The organism is Nostocoides sp. HKS02 (genome assembly GCF_009707485.1).
Lineage (GTDB): Bacteria > Actinomycetota > Actinomycetes > Actinomycetales > Dermatophilaceae > Pedococcus.
Genome location: NZ_CP046121.1, coordinates 3,274,579 through 3,289,978, shown reverse-complemented (window position 1 = coordinate 3,289,978; position 15,400 = coordinate 3,274,579). Strand labels below are relative to the sequence as shown.

Here is a 15,400-nt window from a genome sequence, read left to right as displayed (position 1 = left end):
TTGATATCAAGATACTTGATGGAAGGTACGCTTCCGGACATGACTCCGCAAGGCGTGGGCGGGCCGACGACGCAGGCCGACGATGTCGACCAGATCGTCGACGCCTGGCGCCGCGAGCGTCCCGACCTCGACGTGGCGCCCCTGCACGTGTTCTCCCGCGTCTCGCGGTTGGCGCGCCGCCTCGACCTCGACCGCGTCCAGGCCTTCGCCAGGCACCAGCTCGAGGGCTGGGAGTTCGACGTGCTCTCGGCGCTGCGACGCGCCGGTGCGCCGTACGAGCTCTCCCCCGGCCAGCTGATCCGGCAGACCCTGGTGACCAGCGGCACGATGACCAACCGGGTCGACCGGCTGGAGCGGCGCGGCTTGGTGGAACGCAGGCCGAGCCCGAGCGACCGACGTGGGGTGATCGTCCGCCTGACCACGGGCGGCCAGGCGACCGTCGACGCGGCCATGGCCGACCTCCTCGACCGCGAGCGCGACCTGCTGGCCGAGCTGCCCGCACGCGACCGCGAGGAGCTGGCCGGCTTGCTGCGCCGGCTCCTCTCGCCGTTCGAGACCGTGTCGGCAGAGACCGCCTCGGCCTAACCGACGATCTCGGCCGCCGCCAGCCACTCGAGCTCGAGCACCTCACGCTCATCCACGATGTCGCGCAGCTGGCCGTTCAGCTCGAGCACCTTCGCGTGGTCGGTCGCGGCCTCGGCCATCGCTGCGTGGATCCGTTCCTCGCGCTCGCCCAGCCGGGCCAGCTGCTTCTCGATGCGCGCCATGTCCTTGCGGGCGTCGCGCAGCTCGGCCGGGTTGGGCGGAGTACCAGTCGACCCCTCACCACCGGCGGACTGCGCTGGGCCGCCCCGGGTGGTGCCGGTCTGGCGCGAGTTCGTAAGTGCTTGCGCGGCAACGGAATCCGCGGCGTGACGCAGTTCGAGATACTGTTCCACGCCACCGGGCAGCTGCCGGATCCTGCCGTCACCCAGCAGGGCCACCTGCGTGTCGCAGACGCGCTCGAGCAGGTACCGGTCGTGCGACACGACGAGCAGTGTCCCGGCCCATCCGTCGAGCAGGTCCTCGAGGGACGTCAGCGTCTCGATGTCGAGGTCGTTGGTCGGCTCGTCGAGCAGCAGGACGTTCGGCTCGTCCATGAGCAGCCGCGTCAGCTGCAGCCTGCGCCGCTCACCGCCCGACAGGTCGCTCACGCGGGTCTGCTGTCGACCGCCGGTGAAGCCGAGCCGTTGGGCCAGCTGCGAAGCGCTGACCTCCTTGCGGCCGAGCTGGATGTACTTGCGCACGTCCTCGATCGCCTCGATGACGCGCCAGTCGGCATACCGCTCGAGCTCGCGGACCTCCTGGGTGAGGTACGCCAGCCGGACGGTGACGCCCTGCTTGCGCTTGCCGGAGGTGAGCGCCACCTGTCCCGCGATCGCGCGCAGCAGCGTCGACTTGCCCGCACCGTTGACCCCGACGATTCCGATGCGCTCGCCCGGCGCGAGGTGCCAGGTGATCCGGTCGAGGAGCAGCCGGTCGCCCAGCGTCACCGACGCGTCGAGCAGGTCGATGACGTCCTTGCCGAGCCGCGTCGTGGCGAAACGCATGAGCTCGACGTCGTCGCGCGGTGGCGGCTCGTCGGCGATGAGGGTGTTGGCGGCCTCGATGCGGAACTTCGGCTTGGTGGTGCGCGCCGGCGCCCCTCGCCGCAGCCAGGCGAGCTCCTTGCGCAGGAGGTTGTCGCGACGCTCGGCAGTGACCGACGCCATCCGTTCGCGCTCGGCCTTGGCCAGCACGTATGCCGCGTAGCCCCCCTCGAAGGCGCTCACCGAGCCGTCGACGATCTCCCAGGTGGTCGTGGCGATGGCGTCGAGGAACCAGCGGTCGTGGGTGATCGCGACCACGGCGTTGTCAGGGCGAGCGCGGTGGCGCACCAGGTGCTCCGCCAGCCACGCCACTCCCTCGACGTCCATGTGGTTCGTGGGCTCGTCGAGCAGGAGCACGGTGGGGTCCTGGACGAGCAGGCGCGCGAGGGCCAGCCGTCGTCGCTCGCCGCCGGAGAGTGGGCCGACGGTCGCGTCCAGCCCACCCATGGCCTCTGCGGCGATTCCCCCGAGCAGGCCGGTGAGCACGTCGCGGATGCGCGGGTCCCCCGCCCAGACGTGTTCGGCCAGGTCGCCGAGCACCGCCTCGCGGACCGTGTGGTCGGGATCGAGGGCGTCCTCCTGGGCCAGCACACCGACGGACGCGCTGCCCGTCCGGGTCACCCGGCCGGAGTCGACCTCGCGCAGCCCGGCCAGGACGTGCAGCAGCGTCGTCTTGCCGCCGCCGTTGCGGCCCACGATGCCGACCCGGTCGCCACCGAGGACCCCCAGGGAGACCTCGTCCAGGACCCGGGCCGTGCCGAGGGCCAGCGAGGCGCGTTCGACCGAGATCAGGTTGGCCGCCATCAAGCCGTCACGCCGGCCGGGAGGCGGTGAGGACATGCGCGCCGTGCGCCGGCCCGGTCGCCCGGCGGACGTCCTGGACCGTGCCCGAGGCCGTGAGCGAGACAGCGAGGTCCAGGGCGGCCTCGTGGTCCTCCGCGAGAAAGGCCACCGTCGGTCCTGACCCCGAGACCACGCCGCCGAGTGCGCCGAACTCAAGCCCCGCGTCGATCACGTCGCCGAGGGCGGGCATGAGCGAGATGGCAGCCGCCTGCAGGTCGTTGTTGAGCGCGGCGCCGAGGGCCCGGGCATCACCGGAGCGGAGCGCGGTCATCATCTCCTGGCTGGGCGACGGCTCGGGGATGGTCCGGCCCACGCGCAGCCGGTCGCACTCGGCATACACCTCGGGGGTGGACAGGCCGTTCTCGCTCACGGCGAACACCCAGTGGTACGTGCCCCGCGCCAGCACCGGTGCCAGGACCTCACCGCGCCCGGACCCCATTGAGGTGCCGCCGGCGAGGAGGAAGGGGACATCGCTGCCGAGCTCGGCCGCCACCTCGTCGAGCCGGGCGCGAGGCAGCCCGAGGCCCCAGAGGGCGTCACAGGCGACGAGGGTCGCGGCGGCATCGGCCGACCCCCGGCCATGCCGCCGGCGACGGGGATGTCCTTGCGGATCGTGATGTGCACAGGCCCCTCGACCTCGCCGAGCTCGGCCAGGCGTCGCGCCGCGCGCGCGGCCAGGTTGGTGCCATCGACGGGCACGCCCAGCGCCTGCGAGCCGGACACCGTGACTCCCCACTCGGGGGCGTTCGTCACGGTGACCTCGTCGTACAACCGCACGGCGTGGAAGATCGTCGACAGGGGGTGGTAGCCGTCGGGTCGCGGCGCTCCGACCAGCAGCTCGAGGTTGACCTTGGCAGGCACCCGGGCCGTCACCGACGACGACACGGGAGCAGCGGAGGTCATGTGCGCCACCCTAACGGGGTGATGGCGAGCCGCCGGTTCACGCGGTCAGCGCCGTCCGCGCGGCGGTGATCGCGGCGAACTGCGTGATCCCGAGCTGCTCGCCGCGGGTCCGTGGGTCGATGCCCGCCGTCCGCAGGCACTCCTCGGCCCGCGCTGCGGATCCGGCCCACCCCGCGAGCGCGGCCCGCAGGGTCTTGCGGCGTTGGGCGAACGCCGCGTCGATGCACGCGAACGTGTCGGCTCGGCTCGCTGCGGTGTCGGGCGCGGGCCGACGCTGCATGGACACCAGCCCCGAGTCGACGTTCGGCACCGGCCAGAAGACGCTCCGGGGCACCGTGCCAGCCAGCCGCACCGCGGCATACCACGCCGTCTTGACGCTCGGCACGCCGTAGGTCTTGGACCCCGGGCTCGCCGCCAGCCGCTCCGCGACCTCGAGCTGCACCATGACGAGGACGCGCTCCAGCGTGGGGAACGCCTCGAGGAACGAGAGCACGACGGGCACCGAGACGTTGTACGGCAGGTTGGCGACGAGCGCCGTCGGCTGGGGGTCGGGGAGCTCGCGCAGGTGCATCGCGTCCGCGTGCACCACCGTGAGCCGCTCGGCGTATGCCGGGGCCAGGCGACCCACGGTGCCCGGCAGCGCCTGCGCGAGGGTCGGGTCCACCTCGACGGCGGTGACGTGTCCCGCGGCGGGCAGGAGCGCGAGCGTGAGCGAACCCAACCCCGGCCCGACCTCGACGACCGAGTCCTCGGGCGTCACCGCGGCGAGCCGGACGATGCGCTTGACGGTGTTGGCGTCGACGACGAAGTTCTGGCCCCACTGCTTGGTCGGCCGCATCCCGAGCCCCGCGGCGATCTCGCGGATCTGCGCGGCCCCGAGGTACCCACTCGCCACCTGCTCGACCATGCCGCCGACTCTAGGGGAAGGCGACAGTGCCCCGGACCACACGGGTCCGGGGCACTGTAGGGGTGCGTCAGGCAGTGCCGAGGTCGGCGCTGAGGTCAGGCCGCGTGCGCACAACCCCAGGGGCCGAGTCCGGCCTTGGCGTAGTAGCGGTTCGCCACCGTGATCTGCTGCTCCCGAGAGGCCAGGTCGGCGCGCGGTGCGAAGTCGGCGCCGCCGTTGGCCAGCCAGGAGCCGGAGTCGAACTGCAGGCCGCCGTAGTAGCCGTTGCCGGAGTTGATGTGCCAGTTGCCACCGGACTCGCACTGGGCGATGCGGTCCCACATCGCCGCGTTCGAGAGGTTCAGCCCGGCGCCGGAGGTGTTCCCGGCAGACGGGGCCGGAGCGGCCGGGGCAACCTGGGTGCCGACCGCGACCACGCGGCCGACGGGCTGCTGGGTGACCTGGCTGTCGAGGATGCTCTTGGTCTCGACCTTGCCGTCGACCTTGGTGATCTTGTAGGTCACGAGCTTGGCGCCGTCGGAGCCGGCCTTGAGGGTCTTGGACTGGCCGACGGGCAGGCTCGAGTCCTTCTGGGTGGTCACGGGGGCGGGAATCGCCTCGGTGACCTTCACCTGGGTCGACGTGACGCGCTGCACGGCGATCTTGAGACCCTCGGTGACGGCGGTGGTCAGCGCCGGCTTCACGCGGTCGGCGGAGCCGAGGGTGACACCGAGCTCGGTGAGGACGTCGGACACGGTCGCGCCGGTCGAGGTCTGGGAGAGGTTCTTGCCATCCACCCGGACGGTGACGTCCTTGGGCGTGGTGACGGACAGGGTCAGCCCCTGGCGGCCGAGGGGCTCGGAACGCGAGGCGGAGAGGCGCGCCGAGTCGGCGCGGATGCCCAGCTCCTGCAGGGCGGCGGCGACCGTCGTGGCGGTCGTCCAGTACTCGCGGGTCTTCCCGTCGATCGTGACGGTCAGCTTGCGGCCGTACCGGACGACGATCTTCTCGCCGTCGGTCACCGGGCTGGCGGGGCCGGGAACGACCACGTCGTGCTCGTGCACGGAGATCTTCTGCGCGCTGAGGATGTCGCCCACCGTGCTACCGAAGGCGTGGACCGTGGAGGCCTTGCCATCAACGGAGAGGACGACGGACTTGTCGAACTGTGAGACGGCGAGGGCGCCTGCGACAAGGGTCGTCACGACCGCGCCTTGGGCGATGCGCCGAACGGGAAGGGTGATCACGGTGCTCCAGAGGTCGTGCTCCCCGGGCATCGGTGTGGGCGTCGTGTCCAGGCCGCCGGGCAACCGGCGGCAATGGAAAGGGGGCGGTTCAGGTGCCGCCGTCCTGGCGGTCTGAGCGCCCCCGCTCACGTCGCCCGGGAGGGTCCGACCCCGGCCAACAGTCATCCACCATGACGACCCTTTCGCGAAAGGTCAAATTTCGGTAACGGTCGTTCCAAGTTTCCCCCAAGATGACACCGGTGGCATTACCGAGGGCGTATCCGGGCAACTCGGACGCGTCACCAGGGGCCGTAGACGGCCTCGGAGTTGGCACTGATGGCTTGGCAGAGGGTCGGCACGGCGACCCCCAGCACGCCCGCCATGGAGCGCACGGTGAGCGGCACGAGGTAGGGCGCGTTGGTCGCTCCGCGCCACGGCGCCGGGGTGAGGTACGGCGCGTCGGTCTCGACCAGGACACGCTCCAGCGGGGTCACCGAGAGCGCATCGCGCAGGCCCCGGGCGTTCTTGAAGGTCACGGTCCCGGCGAACGACAGGTAGTAGCCCCGGTCGACGCACGTGCGGGCCATACCCACGTCGCCGGAGAAGCAGTGCAGGACCGTCTTCTCCGGGGCGCCTTCCTCCTCGAGGATGCGCAGCACGTCCTCGTGCGCGTCGCGGTCGTGGATCTGCAGCGCCTTGCCGGTGCGCTTGGCCAGGTCGATGTGCCACCGGAACGAATCCTGTTGCACCCCAACACCATCGGGGCCGGTGCGGTAGTAGTCGAGCCCGGTCTCACCGATGACTCGCACCCTCGGGTGCGCGGCCAGTTCCTCGATCTCCGCGTATGCCGCGTCGAGCTGGCCCGTCTCGGCCAGCCGGGGCGCTTCGTTCGGGTGCAGAGCCACCCCGCCGAGCATCGCCGGATGACGCTCGACCATGTCGACGGTGAACCGTGCCCCAGGCAGGTCGCACCCGATCTGGACCAGCCGGTCGACGCCGACCGCCTTGGCCTGCGCTACGGCGGCAGCCACGTCGACGGCGGGTTCGCCGTCCCGGGCGATGTCGAGGTGAGTGTGGTTGTCGACCACCGCGATGGGGAGCGGGTCGGGGGCGGTCGGGACCCGACCGTGACCGCCCGTGCCCGGGTCAGCCTTCGCCATCACCAGCGAGGTCGTCGCGCAGGCGTGCCAGCTCGTCGTCGACGACGGTCGGGTCGAGCTTCTGGAAGATCGGTGTGGGCTTGTTCACAGTCGCGCCGACCCGCACCGGACGCGACTCCCAGCGCGGCGTGGTGGAGTACTCGCCCAGGATCACCGGGTAGCTGCGGTCGGCATCGTCGGCGTCGAGGCCCGTGACGGTCTCGAGCCTGGGCATCGGCATGAACTGCCCGTCGCCTCCGAACGTCGCGTGCACGGCGTTGGAGGAGCTCGGCAGGAACGGGCTGAGCATCGTGTTGAGGTCGCTCACGCACTGGGCGAGTGTGTGCAGGACCGTCGCCAGCCGCTCGCGTTGCTCCTCACCCTTGAGCTTGAACGGCTCGGTGTCGGTGACGTACTTGTTGACCTCGCCGACGGTGCGCATCGCCTCGGCCACGGCCGCCTTGATGCGCTGACGGGCCAACAACCCGCCAACGGTGTCGAAAGCGGCCAGCACCGTGCTGCGGATCGCCTCGTCGACCGGCTCGAGGACGCCCGGCTGCGGGATCTCGCCGAAGCTCTTCGCGATCATGGACGCGGTGCGGTTGACCAGGTTGCCCCAGCCCGCGACGAGCTCGGAGTTGTTGCGCTGGACGAACTCGGCCCACGTGAAGTTGGCGTCCTGGTTCTCGGGGCCCGCGGCGCAGATGTAGTAGCGGATCGCGTCGGGGCCGTAGCGGTCGAGCACGTCGCGGATGTAGATGACATACCCGCGCGAGGTCGAGAACTGCTTGCCCTCCATGGTCAGGTACTCGCTCGACACGACCTCGGTCGGCAGGTTCAGGACCCCGAACTCACCGGGCTCACCACCGCGACTGCCCTTGCCGGCATACCCGAGCAGCTCGGCCGGCCAGATCTGGGAGTGGAAGGTGATGTTGTCCTTGCCCATGAAGTAGTACGACAACGCCTCGGGGTCGTTCCACCACTCGCGCCAGCGCTCGGGCTCGCCGAGGCGGCGGGCCCACTCGACCGATGCCGACAGGTAGCCGACGACCGCGTCGAACCAGACGTAGAGGCGCTTGGTCGGCTGGTCGCGCCAGCCGTCGAGCGGCACGGGGATGCCCCAGTCGATGTCGCGCGTCATCGCCCGCGGCTTGATGTCGTCGAGGATGTTCAGGGAGAACTTGATGACGTTGGGTCGCCAGGTGCCGCTCGCCTCGCGGCCCTCGAGCCACTCACGCAGTGCCTCGGCGAGCGCGGGCAGGTCGAGGAAGAAGTGCTGGGTCTCGATGAACTCGGGGGTCTCGCCGTTGATCTTCGAGCGGGGGTTCTTGAGGTCCTCGGGCTCGAGCTGGTTGCCACAGTTGTCGCACTGGTCGCCGCGCGCCTCGGGGTAGCCGCAGATCGGGCAGGTGCCCTCGATGTAGCGGTCGGGCAGGGTGCGTCCGGTCGACGGGGAGATGGCGCCCTTGGTGGTGCGCTCGACCATGTAGCCGTTCTTCCAGACCTGGGTGAACAGCTCCTGCGCGACGGCGTAGTGGTTGGCCGTGGTCGTGCGCGTGTAGAGGTCGTAGGAGCAGCCGAGGTCGGCGAGCTCACCGGCGATGATCGCGTGGTTCTTGTCGACCAGCTCTCGGGCCGTGACCCCCTCCTTGTCGGCCAGCACGAGGATGGGGGTGCCGTGCTCGTCCGAGCCACTGACCATCAGCACGTCGTGACCCGCCATCCGCATGTACCGGCTGAACACGTCGGAGGGCACGGCGAACCCGGCCACGTGGCCGAGATGCCGCGGGCCGTTGGCATACGGCCAGGCGACGGCGGAGAGGACTTTGGTCACAAGGGGATCCTAAGGGTGGCGGGCAATCCACTTTCGGCCGCACGCAAGCGTGGCCAGCTGGCTCCGGTTCGGCGTACGACGGACGACGGCTCGGCCACGGAACCGCGCGCCTCGGCCCTTCGTCTTGTAGACATGTCCCGACAGGTATGCCGTGCCCCTGGAGGTGGCCGATGTTCGCCGCTCTGACCGGCATGGGGCTGTCTGCGGCTGCGGGCCTGAACGCCTACATCCCGTTCCTGGTCGTCGCCCTCATCGCCCGGTTCACCGACTACCTGACCCTGCCCCAGGGGTATGCGTGGATCGAGTCGTGGTGGGCCATCGGGATCGGGGCGGTGCTGCTGCTCGCCGAGGTCGTGCTCGACAAGATCCCGGCGGTCGACACGGTCAATGACGCGGTGCAGACCTTCATCCGCCCCAGCATGGGCGGGCTGATCTTTGCTGCGACGTCGGCTGCCGGAAACCTCGACCACTCCACCTGGATGACGCAGAACCCCTGGGTGGGGGTGGTCCTGGGCATCGTGACCTCGGGCCTGGTCCACGGCGGCAAGACCCTCGCCCGGCCAGCCATCAACGCCGGCACACTCGGGTTCGGGGCTCCCGTCGCGTCGACCGTCGAGGACGGCGCGTCCATCGGGCTGAGCCTCGTGGCCGTGTTCGTGCCGGTCCTGGTCATCGTGCTGCTCGTCGCCCTGGCGTGGGTGCTCGGGTGGCTGTGGCTGACCGTCCGACGGTGGCGCCGCCGGCGCGACCGACGCACGGCGGTCGCGTGAGCGCCGCCGTCATCCCCGCCCCGCCGACGCGCCGACAGCTGCTCACCGAGACGGCACTCGTCCTCGGCGTGAGCCTGGGCGCCTCGGCGGTGTGGTCGCTGCTCTCGCTGGTCAACAAGCTCACCCAGCACGTTGCCCTCAACCGCCAGACGACGGCGATGAACAGCTCCGTGACGCCGGACCGGCCATGGCTGGACCTCACCTACCAGCTCGTGGGCATGCTCATCGCGTTGGTGCCCGTCGCGCTCGCCCTGCACCTGCTCACCCGCGACCGCGCAGACGCCCGGTACGCCATCGGCTTCGACCTGCGCGCGCCCGGCAGGGACCTGTGGCGGGGCCTCGCCCTCGCCGCCGCGGTGGGCCTGCCCGGCCTGGGGCTGTATGCCGCCGCGCGCGGCCTGGGCCTCAACACCACCGTCGCGGCGGCGAACCTCTCAGACACCTGGTGGACGGTGCCGGTGCTCGTCCTCTCCGCCGCGCAGAACGCGGTGCTCGAGGAGGTCGTCATGGTCGGCTACCTGTTCACCCGCTGGCGTCGAGCCGGTTGGTCTGTCCTTGCCGTCGTGGTCGTCTCGGCCATGATCCGCGGCTCATACCACCTGTACCAGGGCTTCGGCGGCTTCGTCGGCAACCTCGTGATGGGCTTGCTGTTCGGCTGGGTCTACACCCGGACCCGGCGGGTCGGGCCGCTGGTCGTCGCGCACACGGTGCTCGACGTGGTCGCCTTCGTCGGCTACGCCCTGCTCAAGGGTCACGTGTCCTGGCTGCGGTGAGCCGCGGCGGAAGTGCCGCGTTGTAGAGCGCCGTCTTCGACAACCCGGTGCTGGCCGCCAGGTCGGCGCACACGTCCTTGAGCCGCTCCCCGGCGGCGACGCGTTCCCGGACCAGCGGCACGGCATCCTCGAGGCTGACCACCTGGGCACGGGCTCCCCCGACGACCACGGTGATCTCACCGCGCACCCCCTCGGCGGCCCATGCCGCCAGCTCGGCCACCCCGCCGCGCCGCACCTCCTCGTAGGTCTTGGTGAGCTCGCGGCATACAGCGGCGGGGCGGTCAGCGCCGAACGCCTCGGCCATCGCGGCCAGGCTCAGGTCGATGCGGTGAGGTGCCTCGAAGAACACCATCGTGCGCCGCTCGTCCGCGAGGCCGGCCAGCACGCGGGCGCGCTCTCCCGGCTTGCGCGGCAGGAAGCCCTCGAAACAGAAGCGGTCGACGGGCAGCCCCGACACGGCGAGCGCCATGAGTACAGCGCTCGGGCCGGGCACGCAGGTCACCCGGACGCCCGCCGCGACCGCCGCGTCGACGAGGCGGTACCCCGGGTCGGACACCGACGGCATACCGGCATCGGTGACGACGAGGACGCGATCGCCGGCCGTCAGGCGCTCGACCAGCTCGGGGGTGCGCGCGGCCTCGTTGTGCTCGTGGTAGCTCACGACGGCGCCGGAAGGGGTCACGCCGAGGTCCGCGCAGAGCCGGCGCAGGCGACGGGTGTCCTCGGCCGCGACCACGTCAGCGGTCGCGAGCTCGTGGGCGAGCCGCGGCGCGGCGTCGCGAGGGTCGCCGATCGGGGTGGCCGCGAGGACGAGCACGCCGGCAGGTGGGGTCACGGTGTCATCCTGTCAGGCTCGGTTGCATACGATGTCGCGCATGACTCGCGCCGAGCAGCTGCGCTCCCGCCTGCTCGGGTTCCGGCCAACAGACACGCTGTGGGGGTGGTTGGGCCCTCTCTTCTTCGCCGCAGTGGGCGGGTTGATGCGGTTCTGGGCCCTCGGACGGCCGCACCAGCTCGTCTTCGACGAGACGTACTACGTCAAGCAGGGCGTCTCGATGCTGGACTACGGCGTCGAGATGCGGGTGCCCGACTCGCTCAAGAAGCCTGACGAGCTGTTCACCGCCGGCACGCCCGACGTGTTCGGCAGCGAAGGCGACCTCGTCGTGCACCCCCCGGTGGGCAAGTGGATCATCGCCATCGGCGAACACCTCTTCGGCCAGACGTCCTCGTTCGGGTGGCGGTTCTCGGTCTGCGCGCTCGGCACGCTCTCGATCCTCATGATCGGGCGCGCTGCCCGCCGGATGTTCGGGTCGTCGCTGCTGGGCACGCTGGCCGCGTTCCTCGTGGCGTTCGAAGGTCACCACTTCGTCCAGTCCCGCACCGGCCTGCTCGACCTCATCGTGATGTTCTGGGCGCTCGCCGCGTTCTGCGCGCTGCTGATCGACCGCGACCGGTCGCGGGCATTGCTGGCCGAGCGGGTGGCGGCGATGTCGCCGCGCGAGCTCGCCCGCGGCACCGGCCCCAGCCTGGGCGCGCGTCCCTGGCGCTGGGTGGCCGGCGTCTGCCTCGGACTGTGCACGGGCACGAAGTGGTCCGGCCTGTTCTTCCTCGTGGCGTTCGGCCTGATGACCGTGCTGTGGGACGTGGGGGCCCGTCGGGCGGCCGGCGTGCGGCACTGGTTCTGGGGCGCGGTCCTGCGTGACGGGTTGTGGGCCGCGCTCGTGATGTGCGGCACCGCCCTGGTCACCTACCTCGGCTCGTGGACGGGCTGGTTCGTCTCCAGCGCCGGGTACGACCGCCAGTGGGGAGCCACCCACCGCTCGGCGTCCACCGCGTGGATCCCCGATGCACTGCGGTCCCTGTGGCAGTACCACGTCGAGATCTACCGCTTTCACGTCAACCTCCACGACAACCACCCGTACAAGACCAACCCCTGGTCCTGGATCATCCAGGGCCGCCCTACGTCCTTCTTCTACGAGGGGCCCAAGGCCGGCGCCGACGGGTGCACCGTGGCGCAGTGCTCCAAGGCGATCACCTCGATCGGCACCGTGTCGATCTGGTGGCTGGGCGCGGCGGCGATCGTCGTCCTCGCCTACTGGTGGCTGTTGCGCCGCGACTGGCGAGCCGGAGCGATCCTGGCGGGCCTCGCGGGTGGCTACCTTCCGTGGTTCGCGCTCGAGGAGCGCACGATCTACTCCTTCTACACCGTGGCGTTCGAGCCCTGGGTGATCTTCGCGGTGGTGTTCGTGCTGGGTCTGGCGCTCGGCCCCGCGACCGCCTCGCGGCGGCGGCGCGAGATCGGCCTGTATGCCGTCGGCGCCTACTGCCTGCTCACGCTGGCCCTCTTCGCGTTCTTCTGGCCGATCTACACCGCTCAGGTGATCCCGCAGTCGCAGTGGTCGGCTCGGATGTGGTTCCCCAGCTGGATCTAGTCCCATCCCCGGTTGGCCACCATTTCGGGAATAGGTGCAGGCCAGCGCCTCGCACTGCCATCATGACCACGTGACGGAGCAGGCAGGGGACGAGCCGCTGGGCAACCGGCTCACCCGGCTTGCCCGCGTGACGGCCTCGCTCGTGCGGGCCGAGGACGTCGCCACCGTCGTCAAGATCGTCGTTCAGCAGAGTGCCGATGCCGTTGGCGCGACGATCGCCTCGATGTCGCTGCGCCAGGGCGACGACCGGGTCGCCCTCATGGGGCTCAGGGGTGGCCTCGACGGCGAGGAAGAGCTCTTCGGGAGCTATCCGATGTCGCTGCGCACGCCGACGACCGACGTCATCCGGTCCGGGCGCCGGCTCATGCTCAGCGACCGGGCCGAGATCCTCGCGCGCTACCCGGAGATCCCGAATGTGGACCGCGGAGAGCGCTCGATCGTGTGTCTGCCTCTCCATGTGCCGACCGGAACGATCGGGGCGATCGGGCTGTCGTTTCCCGGACCCAGGGTCCTGGACGCCGCAGAGCTCGACTTCTTCGAGATCCTGGCCGACACCTGCGCTCAGGCGCTGGTGCGCATCAACGCCGAGAACGACGCGGCCGAGCGCCAGGCCAAGCTGACCTTCCTCGCGGAGGCCTCGGGCGAGCTCAGCAGCAGCCTCGACTACGAGGCCACCCTCGCCAAGGTCGCCCGCTTGGCCGTGCCCACCTTCGCGGACTGGTGCGCGATCGACCTCGTCCGGGATGGCGACCTGCACCGCCTGGCGGTGGCCCACGTCGACCCCGACAAGGTCGAGCTCGCCCGCGAGCTGGCCGAGCGCTACCCCGCCGACCGCGACGCCAAGAACGGCCCGTGGCACGTCCTCAAGACCGGTGAGAGCGAGATGCTGGAGGTCACCGAGGAGATGCTGGTGGCCGGCGCCCGCGATGCCGAGCACCTTCGGATCGCGCGCGAGCTCAACCTGCGTGGCGCCATCACCGTGCCGCTCATCGCCCGCGAACGCGTGCTGGGCGTCATCACCTGGGTGACGGCGGAGTCGGGACGCGTCTACACCACCGACGACCTGGCCTTCGCGGAGGACCTGGGCAAACGCGCCGCGATCGCCATCGACAACTCCGAGCTGCACAGCGAGACGCTCGCGGCAGCGGTGCGCCTCCAGCACGCCGTGCTGCCGGACTCGATGCCGACGGTGCCCGGCTGCGACATCGCCGCCTTCTACAGCCCGTCGGGTCGCACGGACGTGGGCGGCGACTTCTACGACGTCGTGGTGCTCGACGACGGTCGGCTCGCGCTGTTCGTCGGCGACGTCATGGGCCGGGGCGTTGCCGCGGCGGCGGCGATGGCACAGATGCGGTCAGCGGCGCTGGCGTACATCGCGCTCGACCCCACCCCCGAGGTGGTGCTCGAGCGCCTGGACCGCATGCTCCTGCAGCAGGGGGGCGACCAGCTGGTCACGCTGGTCTACCTGCTGGTCGACCTCGACCGCGACGAGCTCCTCGTCGCCAACGCAGGCCACCCCGCGCCGGTCATTCTGCGGGCGAATGGGGGCCACGCCCAGCTTCCGGACGCCGACGGCACCCCCTTGGGCATCATGCGCCAGGAGCGGCTCCCCCACGCTGCACCCTTTCACCCGGGGGACACCGTCCTCGTGTTCACCGACGGCCTCATCGAGCGGCGTACCGAGGACATCGACCGCGGCCAGGCACGGCTGCTCGGCGCCCTCGCAGCGTTGGCCGCTCCGGACCTCGACAAGGGGCTCCACACCGTGGTCTCGCAGGTCAGGGACCTGACCCGCGACGACGATGTCGCTGCGCTGGCGATTCGCCGACAGGTGCGCTGAGCGACGCTCGCTCCTCGTGTCGGCTCTCCGCCGTCCCGAGAGCAGTCGGAGCAAAAGCCCCCGTTCGGACAATCATCGGCCTATCGTCAATGAGGTGCAGGCAAGCCCTCCGCTGGCGTCGACGCACGCACACGCGGTGACTTTTTACGATGACGACCTCGAGGCCGTCGACGGCATCGTGTCGTTCCTCCTCGAAGGGCTCCTGCGCGACGAGGGAGTCGTCGTGGTGGCCACGGCCGACCACCGCGCGGCGGTCGACGAGGCGCTGCTGAGGCTGGGCGCCGACCCGGGTCGTGCCAAGCTCGCCGGTCGGTACCTCAGCGTCGACGCCGCCGAGACCCTCGCGGCGTTCATGGTCCACGGAGCGCCCCATCCCGAGAAGTTCGCCGCGAGCGTCGGCGGCCTGATCACCGACGCCGCGAAGGACGGCGGCCAGGTACGCGTCTTCGGCGAGATGGTCGCGCTGTTGTGGGCTGACCACCAGGTCACAGCGGCCCTCGAGCTGGAATCCCTGTGGAACAGCCTTGCCGACCATCACGAGTTCTCCCTGCTCTGCGCCTATCCGACCAGTGCGCTGAACGAGGCTGGTCTGAGCGAGGTCAGCCAGGTCTGCGACCTGCACTCGCGGCTGCTCCCGCCGACCCGGTACGACTCGGCGCCGCGCCGTGACTCCGGCGCGGCGGGCTGGCAGCGCACGGAGGTCTTCGTCCCGGTGCCGGAGGCTGTTGGTGCCGTGCGGCGGCTCGTCACCCAGGCGCTCGAGGAGTGGGGCGAGGACCTGATCGTGTACGACGCGGCACTGGCCATCTCCGAGATGGCGACCAATGCCGTCACCCATGCGCGGTCTCCGTTCCGCGTGTTCCTGCACCGCTCCCCCGAGGTCGTCATCGTCGCCGTCAAGGACGCGAGGGTGGGCTCCCCCTCGCGCCCACACCGCCGACAGCCAGGACCCGAGCGGACGAGGGCTGACGATCGTCGAAGCCGTCGCCGATCGCTGGGGTTGCGACACCCTGGAGAACGGCAAGGTCGTCTGGGCGGAGTTCGTGGTGTCCCCGGCGCTGGCTTCCCGCGGCCACACCTTGCGGTCGGCGCAGCTCAGAACGTCGCCGTAGCCCAGAACACGCCGTAG

At 70.8% G+C, this 15,400-nt stretch carries 13 protein-coding genes and 1 pseudogene; 6 read left to right on the top strand and 8 right to left on the bottom strand.

All coding sequences use genetic code 11. The features are described from left to right. Positions 1-39: 39 nt before the first annotated feature. Positions 40-585: a MarR family winged helix-turn-helix transcriptional regulator gene (locus tag GKE56_RS15895; protein WP_154685375.1), complete on the top strand. Its 546-nt coding sequence runs from the start codon at positions 40-42 to the stop codon at positions 583-585. Here the strand turns inward: GKE56_RS15895 and GKE56_RS15890 are convergent. The 7 genes and pseudogenes from GKE56_RS15890 to metG form a co-directional block, all read right to left on the bottom strand. Continuing rightward, entirely contained in the window at positions 582-2,432 is a 1,851-nt protein-coding gene (locus GKE56_RS15890; RefSeq protein ID WP_154685374.1) for an ABC-F family ATP-binding cassette domain-containing protein, read from the bottom strand. The two genes, GKE56_RS15895 and GKE56_RS15890, sit on opposite strands and share 4 nt — an antisense overlap. 7 nt (positions 2,433-2,439) lie before the next feature. Then, the gene (locus GKE56_RS18425) at positions 2,440-2,841 is read right to left on the bottom strand and encodes a hypothetical protein (RefSeq protein WP_370518499.1); all 402 of its coding nucleotides are present in this window, start codon (positions 2,839-2,841) and stop codon (positions 2,440-2,442) included. A 135-nt stretch (positions 2,842-2,976) separates the two neighbouring features. Continuing rightward, positions 2,977-3,207 (bottom strand): annotated as a pseudogene (locus GKE56_RS18420) (hypothetical protein); the annotation flags it as partial. Positions 3,208-3,411: 204 nt separating this feature from the next. After that, the gene (gene rsmA, locus GKE56_RS15880; RefSeq protein ID WP_154685373.1) at positions 3,412-4,281 is read right to left on the bottom strand and encodes a 16S rRNA (adenine(1518)-N(6)/adenine(1519)-N(6))-dimethyltransferase RsmA; all 870 of its coding nucleotides are present in this window, start codon (positions 4,279-4,281) and stop codon (positions 3,412-3,414) included. Positions 4,282-4,376: 95 nt separating this feature from the next. After that, complete coding sequence (locus tag GKE56_RS15875) at positions 4,377-5,534, bottom strand: resuscitation-promoting factor (RefSeq protein WP_154685372.1); 1,158 nt, start codon at positions 5,532-5,534, stop codon at positions 4,377-4,379. A 248-nt stretch (positions 5,535-5,782) separates the two neighbouring features. Continuing rightward, entirely contained in the window at positions 5,783-6,643 is an 861-nt protein-coding gene (locus GKE56_RS15870) for a TatD family hydrolase (RefSeq protein WP_154685371.1), read from the bottom strand. After that, positions 6,630-8,456: a methionine--tRNA ligase gene (gene metG / locus GKE56_RS15865; protein ID WP_154685370.1), complete on the bottom strand. Its 1,827-nt coding sequence runs from the start codon at positions 8,454-8,456 to the stop codon at positions 6,630-6,632. The genes GKE56_RS15870 and metG overlap by 14 nt, the downstream gene beginning before the upstream one ends. 170 nt (positions 8,457-8,626) lie before the next feature. Here metG and GKE56_RS15860 point away from each other — a divergent pair, with 170 nt between their 5' ends. Both GKE56_RS15860 and GKE56_RS15855 read left to right on the top strand, forming a co-directional pair. Continuing rightward, a complete protein-coding gene (locus GKE56_RS15860) occupies positions 8,627-9,226 on the top strand; it encodes a DUF4126 domain-containing protein (RefSeq protein ID WP_154685369.1) in 600 nt (199 codons plus the stop codon). Further along, positions 9,223-9,999 carry a CPBP family intramembrane glutamic endopeptidase gene (locus GKE56_RS15855; RefSeq protein ID WP_154685368.1) on the top strand — a complete coding sequence of 259 codons (777 nt, stop codon included), beginning with the start codon at positions 9,223-9,225 and terminating at the stop codon, positions 9,997-9,999. The genes GKE56_RS15860 and GKE56_RS15855 overlap by 4 nt, the downstream gene beginning before the upstream one ends. Here the strand turns inward: GKE56_RS15855 and rsmI are convergent. Then, a complete protein-coding gene (gene rsmI, locus GKE56_RS15850) occupies positions 9,971-10,834 on the bottom strand; it encodes a 16S rRNA (cytidine(1402)-2'-O)-methyltransferase (RefSeq protein ID WP_154685367.1) in 864 nt (287 codons plus the stop codon). The two genes, GKE56_RS15855 and rsmI, sit on opposite strands and share 29 nt — an antisense overlap. A gap of 40 nt (positions 10,835-10,874) precedes the next feature. On the opposite strand from rsmI, the gene GKE56_RS15845 reads away from it, so the two are divergent. The 3 genes from GKE56_RS15845 (at position 10,875) to GKE56_RS15835 (ending at position 15,400) form a co-directional block, all read left to right on the top strand. Continuing rightward, a complete protein-coding gene (locus GKE56_RS15845) occupies positions 10,875-12,431 on the top strand; it encodes a dolichyl-phosphate-mannose--protein mannosyltransferase (protein WP_154685366.1) in 1,557 nt (518 codons plus the stop codon). A gap of 70 nt (positions 12,432-12,501) precedes the next feature. After that, positions 12,502-14,271 carry a GAF domain-containing SpoIIE family protein phosphatase gene (locus GKE56_RS15840; protein ID WP_195908182.1) on the top strand — a complete coding sequence of 590 codons (1,770 nt, stop codon included), beginning with the start codon at positions 12,502-12,504 and terminating at the stop codon, positions 14,269-14,271. A 136-nt stretch (positions 14,272-14,407) separates the two neighbouring features. Beyond that, positions 14,408-15,400 carry a sensor histidine kinase gene (locus GKE56_RS15835; RefSeq protein WP_195908181.1) on the top strand — a complete coding sequence of 331 codons (993 nt, stop codon included), beginning with the start codon at positions 14,408-14,410 and terminating at the stop codon, positions 15,398-15,400.